The organism is Streptomyces sp. NPDC054863 (genome assembly GCF_053610825.1).
In genome coordinates, this window is sequence record NZ_JBSGZD010000022.1 from 42,307 (window position 1) to 54,489 (window position 12,183).

Consider the following 12,183-nt stretch of genomic DNA (forward strand, 5'->3'; position numbering starts at 1 on the left):
CCTTCGCTGTTGGCTGGGGGCTAGGAAGCCTCTGAACACTTCCTGGCCGACTCAGATTCCGGTGACAGCCTGCCCCGTGAGACGTTGAGCTACCTGCCAAAGCTGCCCTGAGCGCGAGGCCTTCACGATGACCTTGCCGCCGGGTCGGAGGATGGAGTCGAGGCAGGCCGCTGCGGTGTCGTTGTCGGCGACCAGAACGATGTCGGGGACGCCGGCCTCGCCCGCGTACAGGGCGGTTTGCTTGACGAGGTTGCCGCCGACTCCGATGAGCATGTCGATGCCGTACTGGCCTGCCATGCGTCCGACCTCGCGGTGGGCTTCGTCGCCCAGTCGCTGGGAGCCTTGCCGCAAAAGGCGGGGCAGTCGGCGGGAACAGCCAGCCCTCAACCCCGCCGTTTCCGGCGGCTGGCTCCTGGCTGGATCCGTACCGATGCTCCGGCGTTTCCGCAGGTCAAAAATCTGGTTCCGGTGTTCCGCTTCAACGTGTGAGCGGCTGACAGCGGGCCGCGTCGCTGATGCGGTCCGTACCGAAGTCGTGAGGGGCCACTCCCGTCGAGGGTGGCCCCTTGGTGTGTCTATCGAGTGATGCCGTCGGTAGCGAGGGTCGCTGAGGAGGCGATCTGTTGGGCAAAAGTCGCAACGGCCGCCTTGTCCAGGTGCCCGAGGACTTCGACGAGCTGTTCCTCCCAGTCGGGGCGGAAGTCGTACGTGAGCAGGTGACCTTCTCGGTGAGTAGCTGGTCTGAAGGCGAGCAGGGCGTCCACGTCGGGGGCCGGGAACACCGCAGGGAGCCGGAAGACCTCCCGCTCCTCGGCGTCCAGGGGGAATCGGCTCTGGCCGAGCAGCAAGGCCGGGTCCACCAAGCGGCCAGCCTCCTCGCACCAGAGGGTCACGTGGCCCTGGACCTCCCCGGTCCGCGTGACGGTCGGCGGGACCTGCCAGCCCGGCAGTTCGAGCGGTACGCCATCGCGGGTCACCCCCAGCGTCGTCGGGATCATGCGGCTCGTCAGGCCCATGGAACGCAGTGCCGCGGTGACCGCCAGGGCGAGGAAGGCGGGTGAAGGCGCCTCCTGCTCACCGAGGTGGTAGGCGGTGGCTCCGAGCAGGGCGTACAACGAGCGCGCGTCCGGTGGTACGGCTCGTGCCCAGGTGACGGCGGTCTGCCAGGGGAACACTGAAATCGGGTACATTCCCCCGCCGTTCGACGGCGCCGACGGAGTGCGAGGGGGCCCGTCCGCTCCTTCCCGTTCGGCTAGGTCGTCCTCGTCGTCCTGTCCATCCCTCGCGAGGAACGCGCGGGCGGTGACCGCGAGCGGAGCGTGGGCCTGTCCCGCCGCCTCGAACATCTCCAGGCTCTCGCGCATGAGGGCTCGGCACAGGTCGAGGTCCCCGTCCGGATACCCCAGCCTATGCCGGGTCAAGGCCAGGACCGCGTGCCGCTGCCTGACGTGGGCCAGGACATCCGGCCCCGCTTCGGTGTGTGCTCTCAGCAGAGCCTCGGCTCGGTCGAGCAGCGACTCCGCGGCGTTCAGGATCCAGACGTCCGTGGGCATCCCCTTCTCCTGCCTGTGGAGGCTGCCGACCATGAGGCCGTGGGCCGCGTCCACCATCTGGTCCGCATGGTGGCGCATGATTGTCACGGCTGCCTGCGCGTCGGGCTCCGGGATGCTCGCGGTGACGGCGAGCGCCTCTTCCAGCAGGCCCGTGGAGGCCTTCACGATGGCGTCCAGGAAAAGCAGCTCCGCGTGTGGTTCCTCCTCGGCGCCCACGAGGCTCTTGGCCATGTCGATCGCCGCGGCCGCGTCGTCCCAGTTCTTGATCCATATGAGCATCTGCGCCTGTTCCAGCCGAATCCCCAGGGCGATCGACGGAGCCACATCCTCACGCTGCAGTACTGCCTCGACCCTCATGGCGGCACGGGCGATGTCGGCGAAGCGGTCCGTTGCCACAGCTGTTCTCATGTCAGCGACGTGCGCCAGCAGCAGGTGCTCCACACCCTCGGCATCCAGCGCGTCCATTCCTTCCAGCAGGGTCCAGGCCGTCCGTGCCGCCTCCGCGGCCTCGTCGAACCTCAGCTGATTCTGCAAACACTGGGCGAGCGTGGTCGTCGTCGCCGCCTGCCGGTACACAGGGTCGTCCATGGATTCCCCATCGGCGTGCTCCACGACCGCCAACGCCTCGCGCAACAGGGTCTCGCTGCGCGCCAGGTCACCGTGGATGTTCGAGATGGCTCCCGCGACATTGGCGAGCAACGCGACGGTGTTGCCGTCCGCGTGGCCGCTCTCGCGCACATGGTGCGCGACGTGCACCGCATGCTCGATCAGTGTCGCCGCCTCGGCCCACTGGCTCCGCTTCTGGCAATCGACCAGCTGTTCCACCAGCTCGTGCTGGAAGCGCCCGTGCATCATGTCGGCCGCCTCACTGTCCATCAGCGCCCGGACGACCTCCTGGACGATGCGGTGGATCGCCAGCATGCCGTTTTGAGGAGCGACCAGGGAGAACCGGCGCAGCTCCGCCACGGCGCCGTAGACGGCGGAGCCGGTCGGAAGGTCCAGGGCCGCAAGATGGAGCGGGATGAAGTCCGGTGCCAGCAGGGCGCAGCGAGCGAGCAGCTCGGCGGCGAGCTGCTGCTCCGAGGCCTCGGGCGAGTGCAGTGCCTGTGCGATCACCCTGCCCACGCTGAGGGTCACCGCCGCCGTCAGCGTGACGCCCTCCGCGTAGTCCAGCGGCACGAAGCCCGGGTTGTCGAGCAACCGGGCCCTGCAGCCGGCGAGTTCCGTCAGATAGACGTCGACCGGACACTGGGTCGCCGCAATGTATCCGGTGGCCTGGGCGATGCCGAGCGGGATCCGCTCCACCGCGTCGACCAGGGCAGACACCTCGGTCTCGGCGACACAGGGCAGTCGCTCGGCCGCCCAGTCGATGGCCTCCTCCGACGTCATTCGGTCCACGACCAGCCCGCCGTCCGCTGCCGCCCAGGCCGAGTCGCGGGTGGTGACCAGCACGTGGGCGTCATCACAGGTGGGGAGTAGACCCTGCAACTGCTCCCGGTCCACAACGTTGTCGTAGACGAGCAGGAGCCTGGTGCCCAAGGGCGCGAGTCGGCGGCCGACCTGGTCGATGATCTCTGCCTCGGTAGCCGGCTCGGCCGCCTCCTGATGTTCCTCGGTGACCAACCGCCGGTATGCGGCGATCACGTTCTCCCGTGTGTCGGACGGGATCCACCAGGCGAACTCGTACGCTCCCCGGTTCCGGTGGGCGTACAGCCTGGCGATGCTCGACTTGCCGATGCCGCCGAGTCCGGACACCACCACGCAGGCCGTCCCCGCGTCGGGCTCACCGCCGAACCGCTCCCGCAACGCGTCCAGTTCCTTCTCCCGGCCCCGCAGACCCGTGGCCGAGGGGACGTCACGAAACAGGGCGCGCCTCGGCCCCAGCGGGACGCTCGTTCCGGTCCCGGATGCGGTGAGGTGCCCGACCAGCAGCCCCGGAAGCTCGTCCAGCCGTACCGTACGACGATCGAGCCGGCGCTCGCCGGACCACTGGAACATCTTCACGAACAACGCGTGGACGGTGCCGTCGATCTCGGCCGCGGCCATGGCTGTGGGGGAGAGTCGCAACAGCTCCATCCGTGCTTCATTCAGGATCTGCTCCCACGGCCCCGTGCGGGTGTTGATCTCCAGCCGACGCATCAGCGCATGGTCCTCGGCCGTCAGCGCGATCGAGGGCCGTAGGCTCTCGCACGCGATCAGCCACTGCTCGGGGTCCGTCACGGCGCGGGCCCGCTCCGCCGCATCGCGCACGGCCTGCCCCGATGCGTGCACCGGTCCATCCGAAAGGAACCGCAGTACCGCCGTACCGTCGGGGTCGGCCTCTCCCCACCGGCGGGCCAGCCGCACCAACTCCGGCCCCGACCACGAGCGGGGCTCGACGCGGGTCTTCGCCTGGGCGAGCAGAAGCGGTCGCCCCTGCCCATCACGCACCTCGAAGTCGATAGCCTCGTCGGCGCCCTCCACGCGGAAGACTTCGGCTTCCGGGTACTCCTCCGTCGTGCGGATGAGCTGCAGAATGGCACACGCTGTCTGGAACCCCATGCCCCGTGCCGTATCGACTCCACCCATGTGGTGCATCCTCCCTTGGCCTCGGTTTGTCCCCGTTAGCATGCAGGGCGCCACTGACAGACCGGTGTCGCAACCATTCATAACTGCCGTGTAGGCGCCCTCTGAAACATGCCAGAAAGGGCGTTGTGACCGCCTGCATTGCGCACCCCCTTTGAGGGCCAGAAGGGCGGACTCACGAGCAGCGCCTTTGGCGTGCTGCACTCCAGATCGGCGGAGAACCCGCCAGTCCCCAGACATTCAGCGAACAGCCATCTCACGTGTGACGGAGCACGGTTGGGCGGCCTGTGCCTTGCGGGCCCTAGGTGGGTTATCGATGTGGCGCACCCCGGCCTGCTGAGGGTCCGGGTCGGTGCGGGAGAGTGGGTCACGGTGACGCCAGGGCGGAAAGGAAGGACCGGAGTGGTCGAGGCCGTACCAGGGGCAGGCAGGGGTCCCGTCGGTCTCCAGACCGTACGGGCTGCGCACGGCAGGGCGCGGGATGCGTCGCCGGCTCAGCGCCGGGGGCAGGTTCGGGCGGCTCGGTGGAAGTGGCTTCGAAGTGGTCTGCGGCTGCTTCCAGCTGGTCGTGCTGCCGCAGCAAGCGGGCAATGAAGCCCACCCCGGGGACACGGGAGAGCGGACCTCTTCGACGGCCCGTCGGCCGAACACGGTCACGTCCTGCGAACTACCGAGGAGCGCTAGGACGTCGAGGAATGCGGAGGTGCACTCCGCCTCGTCCAGCTCGACCGTCGGCAGGCTGCTCAAGACCAGGCAGCGGGCCAGGTCGTCCCGACCGATGCTTCACAAAGACACGACAGGAGCAGGACTGGCGCGGTGACGGGGCCAATCGCGACCTCCTCGAAGGATCACGGTCCAACATCGTGCCACCCATTTCGTCGAACTCGACGTTGCGTAGCTCGTCCAGTGGCCAGCCGACAACCTCCGGATTCTCCAGAACGACCTGGAGCACGGGCCGCTCCGCGAGGCGGCGACGAAAGACCTGTTGTACCCCATCAACTGAATGCCATGGCTGATGACTTGCTGTGTACGTGCCTTAGAGGTCATCTCATTTGGCGAACCTGCGGTAGCAGATGAGTGTGCAGGCGATGCTGGTGAAGGCAAGGAAGTGGTCGGCTTTCCGTTCGTAGCGGCGGTGCAGTCGGCGGCAGCCTGCGAGCCAGGCCATCGTGCGTTCGACGGTCCAGCGGTGGCGTCCCAGTCGTTGTGAGGACTCGACTCCCTTCCGGGCGATGCGGTGGGTGATACCCCGGCCGCGTAACCATCGCCGCAGGTAGGCGTAGTCGTAGCCCTTGTCGGCGTGGAGCTTGCCGGGCTTGCGCCGTCGCCGTCCGCGGCGCGAGCGGATCGGCGGGATGCCCTTCACGAGCGGGATCAGGGCCTGGCTGTCGTGCAGGTTGGCCCCGGAAATGCCGACGGATATGGGCAGGCCCGACCGTTCCGTGATCAGGTGGATCTTCGAGCCGTACTTGCCCCGGTCGACAGGATTCGGACCTGTCAGGTCCCCCTTTTCAGGGCCCGCATGTTCACCGAGTCGATCGCGCACCGCGACCAGTCCAGCTCGCCGCGGGCACCGAGTTCGTCGAGGACCAGACGGTGGAGCTTGGCCCACACCCTGGCCTTCGACCACTCCGAGAACCGCCGATGGGCGGTCGCACCGGACGGGCCGAACGACGCGGAAGGCAGCTGCTGCCAGGTGCAACCTGACGTAGCCACGAACACGATCGCGGCCAGCACTTCCCGGTCGCCGTGCCGACGTCGGCCGCCACCCTGCGGTCGCGACGGCGCCTCCGGCACTACCCGCTGGAACAACTCCCACAACTCGTCCGGCACCAGCCGCTCAACGATCCCCACCATGACCCACAGAATACCGGCAATGCCAAATGAGATGACTTCTTAGGGGCACGGCAACGCAAGGAGGCACGAGATCGTCCCGCGTCTCCCAGGGGGCAAGCGTGGCCCCGTAGATCGTCGGAGTTGCCGGTGAGGCTGGCACCGCCGTCGTTTCAGCGATAGCTACGGACGGATGGCAGCGCACGAGGGAGATCAACACTTCGTTCAGACCCACTGTCAATTTGGCTCCGCGACATCTCGCAAGCTCGTCGCGGACGTCGAGTGTGGTCCTGGCGGCTCGCTGCCGCTGCTGAGTGCTGCGCGGTCGGTCCGTAGCGGCCAGGGGTGCGGCGGGACCCGGAGCGGGTCGCACCGGGAATTCCGGGGCGTGAAAGGCCGTGTTTTCCTGGTGGTCCCGGTACGGCCACCGGGGCTGCCATTCCGGGGGCGCTCATGTGAGCCTTTTGCATAGACCGTCGATATCCGCATAACGGCACCGTCCCAGACCTGGCCGAACCCCCGCGAGAAACCCGAGTGCGTCCATGTCGGCGTCTTCGTCGACCCCGCGGGGGCCTTCCTTCGGTGTACCGGAACCAGCTTCGTCGCAGGTGGCTTCCTTCCCGGGGCCGATGTCCCCGAGTTCGGGAGGATCTTCACATGAGAGCTTGGGGCACCCCCCTGACCTGCGGAAACGACGCGCCGTGGAGGCGATCGGCACCCGGGTTGCGGAACTGAGAACTATGGACCCACACGTTTGATCGAGTAAGATCCGGATTGGCACTCGGCAAACCGTCCCGCGAGGGGCTTTTGATTGGTGCCCAGCTCGGCGATTCCTCTTGTCGGCTCCCCAGGACTGCCCCGTCGACCAACGGGGCGGGTACTTGGGGGTCCAATTGCATGCTGTGAGGCATGCCGGGCGCTGTATATATATTCTTGGGGGAGGATTCATACATGCTGGTTCCGAACGGCCTTTTTCTGCTCGACAGAAAAGACATCCATCAGCTGCGGGAATTTCTAACCAACCAGCGCAAGATCTCCGGATGGACCCAGGAGGAGCTCTCCGAGCGCTCCGGCGTCAGCGTCCGCACGATCCGCAATCTGGAGACGGGCTCCAACACCAACCCGCGCCGCACCTCGGTGGACCTGCTGCTCTCCGCCTTCGGTGCGACCATCGCCGAGACGGCGACACCCTGGGGAAGCGAAGGCTGGCCGGTACTGCCCGAGCAGCGTGCCGAGCCGCACTTCTCGCAGGCTCCGGAACTGCCGCCCTGGCACGGTCCCTGGCCGCTGAACGATCCGCTGGTGGGCCGGCAGACGGACCTGCGGCACGTCATGGCCGCCGTACAGCGCAGTCCGATCGTGGTACTCACCGGAGCCGGCGGTGTGGGCAAGTCCCGGCTGGCACATGCGGCGGCGGTTCGACTGCGCCCGCTCTTCCGGAACGGGGTGGCTGTCGCCGATCTGCACAGCTGCCCGCCCGAACACCTTGATTCCTCGCTCGCGGGCAGCGAACTGACGCGTGTCGTACGCGAGTTGGACGGCGAGTGCGGTTTCCTGCGCGGGGGCTCCCGGACCGGGCACCGGCTGCTGGTGCTGGACAACGCGGAGCACGTCCTTCAGCATGCGGCACGGATCGCGAGGAACCTGCTCAGCGAGCATCCCGGACTTCATCTGATCATCACCTCCCGTCGCACGCCGTCCATCGGCGCCACGGAGACCTGGGCCGTCGAGCCACTGCGGGTGGAGGGGCCGGACGGCGGCGAGGCGACCGTACCGAGCGCGGTGGAACACTTCCTGCGCCGGGTGCAGGCCGGCCTGCCGACCCTCGACCTGGGCAACCAACTGCCCCTGGTCACCCGGCTGTGCAGACTCCTCGACGGGATACCGCTGGCCCTGGAGGTGGCGGCCCAACGGCTCAGATCGCTTCCGCTCACTTCGCTCCTGCAGGGCGGCAACCTCTTCCCCCTCCTGGACCAGGTCGACGCGGGCCGCCTGTCCCGGCACCGCACCCTCTCGGACAGCGTGCGGTGGAGTTACGAACTGCTCCCCGCGCCGCACCAGGACCTGCTGCACGAACTCGCCACGGTGCAGAGCCCGTTCTCCCTGGAGGACGTGCTCAGGGTCCAGCAGGGACATCTGGACGCGACTCAGGTCGCTCACCTCCTCGCGGACCTCGCGGATGCCTCGCTGGTCCACATCGAACGGCAACTGCACTACAAGTACCGGGTCCACGCGCTCGTACGGCACTGGCTGCTCACCCACGCGCGGCGGCCGGGCCCGGCGAAAACCGGTGCGTCGCTCGGCCAGGGCTGCTAGGAGCCCTGGCCGATCCCGGGCGGTCCCCGGGCCGGGTGGGGTGGGAGAGCTCCGGCACCCCACCCGGAGTGCCGCTCAGGCCCCGGACCGCCCGGCTGCCTCCTTGACCGTGCGCAGCGAGAAGTAGTCCGCCGCGTCGAGACTCGACATGATCTGCTCCTCCAGCCACGGCAGCGAGGCCTCGTCCAGTACGGCGTCGGGCTGCAGCCGCTGCAGCAGCCGTTGGAGCACCAGCACCAGCCAGCCGCTGCCGCCCTCCGCCGCACGCTCCTGCCCGAAGCTGTGCAGCCAGGTGTAGAGGCAGGAGGCGGCGGCGTGGTGCACGCAGTGCTCGGCCGCCCGGTCCTGGCCCTCCGTCGTCCCCGCGTCGAGCGATGCGGCGGCGATCTGTGCGTAGAACACCGCCCGGCGCGCGGAGAGTTCGCCGACGACCTTGGCGAGCGCCGCACCCTCGGGCGCCGCGAGCTCGTGCTCCGCGATCCGCAGGGTCTCCTCGACGGCCGGGTTCCAACCGCGGGTGATCTCGTCCTCGGCGGCGCTGGTCAGCCGCATCTCCCGTCCCGAGGGGTGCCACACGGGCGCTTCCTCGGACCAGTCGAAGAGCTGCCGCAGCACGTCGTCGCCGCGCGGCGAAGGCCGGTCGGCGACCCGGGCCACGGCCGGGAGCTGGGAAGCGATGCTGTGCAGGTTGACGTGGGTGGTGCCCTCGAAGATGCTCGCGATCGCATGGTCGCGCTGGAGCTTCTGGAAGACGCCCGAGGCCACGCCCTCGCGCAGGTAGCTGCGGGCGCCCAGGACCCTGGCGCACTCCTGGACGACCTCCTCGCCGAGCGTCGGGACGAGGTACTTGACCACCGAGGACCACAGGCTGAGCCGGGACGGCGCGACGGACAGCGAGCGGGCCACCGGGAGCGCCGTGCACTCGGCGATCAGCAGGTCGAGGTAGGAGTTCACCAGGTGCCGCCGGATCACCGGCAGTTGGTAGATCTCCTGCCCGTACAGGACCCGCTCCCGCGCATGGCGCAGTGCGATCCGCAGGACGGAGTCCATGGTGCCGAGCGACAGTCCGCCGATCGCCGTGCGGGTGATCTGCAGGACCTGGAGGATCCCGACCAGGCCCGCGCCCGGGCGGCCGAGCAGCGACCCGGCGGGCACCCGGGTGTCCTGGAAGGTGATGCCGCTGAGGTCGTGTCCGCGCAGGCCCACGGTCTTCACGAAGGGGTGGTTGTCCCAACTGCCCTCGTCCAGCTGCTCCTTGTCGAGCAGCAGCAGCGAGGAACCCGCGCCGTCGACGGCGGCGTAGACGGTGACGAAGCGGCCCCGGGTGGCGTTGCCGACGGGCCACTTCTCGCCGGTCAGCAGATATCCGTCGCCGTGGGGCACCGCCGCGGTCTCGTTGGTGCCCAGGTCGCTGCCGTGGTCCGGTTCGGACACCGCGAAGCACGCGAGGTCGCCGTCGAGGATGCCCCGTGCGACCTTCGCGCGCTGCTCCTCGTCGCCCCACAGCCACACCGGGTTGACGCCGAGGATCGCCGAGCCGAACATCACCGCGACGGTCAGGTTGCGGCGCGAGAGGGTCCGGGTCAGCAGGAAGAGCTGCTCCAGGTTCCGCAGCCGGCCACCGAACTCCTCGGGCACCAGGTACTCGGCGAATCCCCAGGACTTGATGAGGTCCACCGCGCCGGGCGGCAGTTCGCCGTTCTCCTCGTACGCGACCATCTCGGCGTAGCTGAACGGGCCGGTGTCCGCGGTCGGGTCGCCGAGCGCCCGGTCCAGATCGGCGGCCAGTGCGTAGGCCGGGCGGTCGAAGGCGCGGTCCGTCATGCGGCGGGTTCCTCGAAGCCGTAGCGGGCGAACATGCCGGCGACGTCGTCGTCGTCGGGCAGGGCCGCCCTGCCTTCGGCCACCTCGGTGCTGACCAGTTCGATCACGTCGCTGACGCGCTCCAGCCGCATGGCCTCCTCGGGGTTGAGCGACCGCAGGCCGTACAACTCCTCAAGGTTGTAGCCGAGTTCCGCGAGGACGAGCGAGTGGAAGCCGAGGTCACCGACGAGGCGGTGGTCCGCCTCGATCACGTCGAGATTGCGCGGTGCGATCAGCCGCACCAGTCCGCTCACCACGGGAGCGACGGCTTCGTTGCCGATGGCGGCAGGGGTCTGAGTCATGGCGCCGACGCTAGGGCGGGGCGCGCCCGGCACCCAGGCAAAGCGCCCGGCAAAAGCACGGCAACTCCAGGTGCCGCGTGGGGGTGACGTACGCGTGAGCGGCCGGATCCGGCCATCGGGCGGGCTCGGAAGCGGCAGCCGCGACGCCCGGACGCCGCCTTTTCGGCCTCCTCCGAATTGCCGGTGCTATGCCCCCCCGTATTGCCGGTGCTCTGCCTGGTCGAGCGGTGAGGCATCCCCGAACATCCATCACGGGGTTCACGCCAAGTGGCGTGACCGGTCGGGCAGTCGACGGACGGGGAGTACGTGGCAACGAGCGCGGTCGCCGGCCCGGACGCCGGCGGATGCCTCGCTGCGGACCGCAGCTCTGTGGCCCACCGGCCCACACCCTTCGAGAGGAACGTCCATGCCCATTGAGCCTCCCGCCGCACCCGCCACGACGCCCGCCGTCTCCGAGGACGAGATCGCCCGGTTCGTCGTCGACCACTTCCTCGACGACGACGTGACGGACCTCGATCCGGAGCAGGACCTGCTCGCCGAGGGGTGGATGGACAGCCTCGGTGTGCTGCACGTGGTGGCCTGGCTGGAGAACCGGTACGGCGTGACCGTCCCCACCGGGGCGCTGTCCCTGCGCAACTTCCGCTCGGTGCGCGCGATCCGCGAGACGGCGGAGCGTGGCGCTCAGGAGAAGCGATGAGTGTGCCGGCCGACGTCGCGGACGGGGTCGAGGTCCCGAGCCGGTCCGCCATGGCGGCCGCGGGCCTCGCGATCGCGGAGGAAATCACACGGCACGGGTTCAGGGCCGGTGACCGGGTGGTGCTCAAGGCGGAGAACTCCGCCGCGTACGCGTACACGATGCTGGCCCTCGCGCACCTCGACGCGTCCCTGGTCGTCCTGGACCACCGCCAGACCGGCGACGACACCCGGGCGGTCATCGAGCAGTGCAGGGTCCGCTGGGGGATCGGTGACGTACCGGAAGGCCTGCTGTTCCCCGGGCCAGGAGCGCCCCGCTTCCTGGCCCTGGACGCACTCGTCGCGGCCTCCGGCGCTCCGGCGGACGCGGGCGGCACGGCGGACCCGGTGGGCGCTGCGGGCCCGGCCGGCGCCGTGCTGGACTTCTCCCGGTGGCGGCGTCGCACCGACGCCCTGGTGGCCTGGTCCACCGGCTCGACGGGCAGGGCCAAGGGGATCGTCAAGTCGGGCGACGGGTTCCTCACCAACCTGGAGCGGACCGTGGCCCACCTGGGCTACCGCGACACCGACACCTTCCTTCCGCTGCTGCCCTTCTCCCACCAGTACGGGCTCTCGCTGATCTTCCTCGCCCACCTCTCCGGCGCCTCCCTGCTGGTCTCGCCGTTCCACCGCGTCGACCTGGCGATCCGGGCGGGTGCGGCGCACGGCGCCACCATCGTCGACGCCACCCCGTCGACGTACCGGAGTCTGCTCAATCTGGCCCGGCGGAACCCGGCTCTGCTCGAAGGGCTGGAGGGCGTACGGCTCTGGTGCACCGGGGGTGCCCCGCTGGACCAGGGGCTGACGGAACGGTTCCGGTCCGTGGTGGGCGTCCCGCTGCTGGACGGCTACGGGAGTACCGAGCTGGGCAACGTCTCCTTCGCCACCCCTGCCCGGCCGAAGGGCTGCGGCAGGATCCTGGACGGGATCGAGGTCCGGTTGGCTCCCGGGCGGGGCGACGGCGCGGCGCCCGCCGCCCCGGCGCCCGCCGCCCCGGGCGCGGACACCAACTCCCGTGG

The 12,183-nt window shown here is 69.2% G+C and carries 8 protein-coding genes; 3 read left to right on the top strand and 5 right to left on the bottom strand.

Going from position 1 to position 12,183, the window contains the following annotated elements:
• Positions 1 to 51: 51 nt before the first annotated feature.
• From ACWGIG_RS07205 to ACWGIG_RS07215, 3 genes are all read right to left on the bottom strand, one after another.
• Positions 52 to 297: a UDP-N-acetylmuramoylalanyl-D-glutamate--2,6-diaminopimelate ligase gene (locus tag ACWGIG_RS07205; protein WP_453320531.1), complete on the bottom strand. Its 246-nt coding sequence runs from the start codon at positions 295 to 297 to the stop codon at positions 52 to 54.
• A gap of 278 nt (positions 298 to 575) precedes the next feature.
• Positions 576 to 4,094 (bottom strand): AAA family ATPase, encoded by a 3,519-nt coding sequence (locus ACWGIG_RS07210; RefSeq protein ID WP_453320532.1) that lies wholly within the window; start codon positions 4,092 to 4,094, stop codon positions 576 to 578.
• A gap of 1,072 nt (positions 4,095 to 5,166) precedes the next feature.
• Positions 5,167 to 5,975 (bottom strand): IS5 family transposase gene (locus ACWGIG_RS07215; protein ID WP_453320533.1). Its coding sequence is split into 2 segments (ribosomal slippage): positions 5,167 to 5,627 and positions 5,627 to 5,975, totalling 810 coding nucleotides; the frame shifts between segments, so codons are not numbered across the junction.
• Between the two features lie 927 nt (positions 5,976 to 6,902).
• Between ACWGIG_RS07215 and ACWGIG_RS07220 the strand changes: the two genes are divergently transcribed.
• The gene (locus tag ACWGIG_RS07220) at positions 6,903 to 8,267 is read left to right on the top strand and encodes a helix-turn-helix domain-containing protein (RefSeq protein ID WP_453320534.1); all 1,365 of its coding nucleotides are present in this window, start codon (positions 6,903 to 6,905) and stop codon (positions 8,265 to 8,267) included.
• A gap of 75 nt (positions 8,268 to 8,342) precedes the next feature.
• Here the strand turns inward: ACWGIG_RS07220 and ACWGIG_RS07225 are convergent, their stop codons facing one another.
• Entirely contained in the window at positions 8,343 to 10,091 is a 1,749-nt protein-coding gene (locus tag ACWGIG_RS07225; protein WP_453320535.1) for an acyl-CoA dehydrogenase family protein, read from the bottom strand.
• A complete protein-coding gene (locus ACWGIG_RS07230; protein WP_453320536.1) occupies positions 10,088 to 10,432 on the bottom strand; it encodes an acyl carrier protein in 345 nt (114 codons plus the stop codon). Before ACWGIG_RS07230 ends, ACWGIG_RS07225 begins: the two co-directional genes overlap by 4 nt.
• A 406-nt stretch (positions 10,433 to 10,838) precedes the next feature.
• On the opposite strand from ACWGIG_RS07230, the gene ACWGIG_RS07235 reads away from it, so the two are divergent.
• Together ACWGIG_RS07235 and ACWGIG_RS07240 are read left to right on the top strand one after the other, a co-directional pair.
• Positions 10,839 to 11,129 carry a phosphopantetheine-binding protein gene (locus ACWGIG_RS07235; protein ID WP_453320537.1) on the top strand — a complete coding sequence of 97 codons (291 nt, stop codon included), beginning with the start codon at positions 10,839 to 10,841 and terminating at the stop codon, positions 11,127 to 11,129.
• Positions 11,126 to 12,183, top strand: a 1,058-nt coding sequence (locus tag ACWGIG_RS07240) for an AMP-binding protein (RefSeq protein WP_453320538.1), incomplete at its 3' end; no start/stop codon positions are given. The genes ACWGIG_RS07235 and ACWGIG_RS07240, both read left to right, overlap by 4 nt.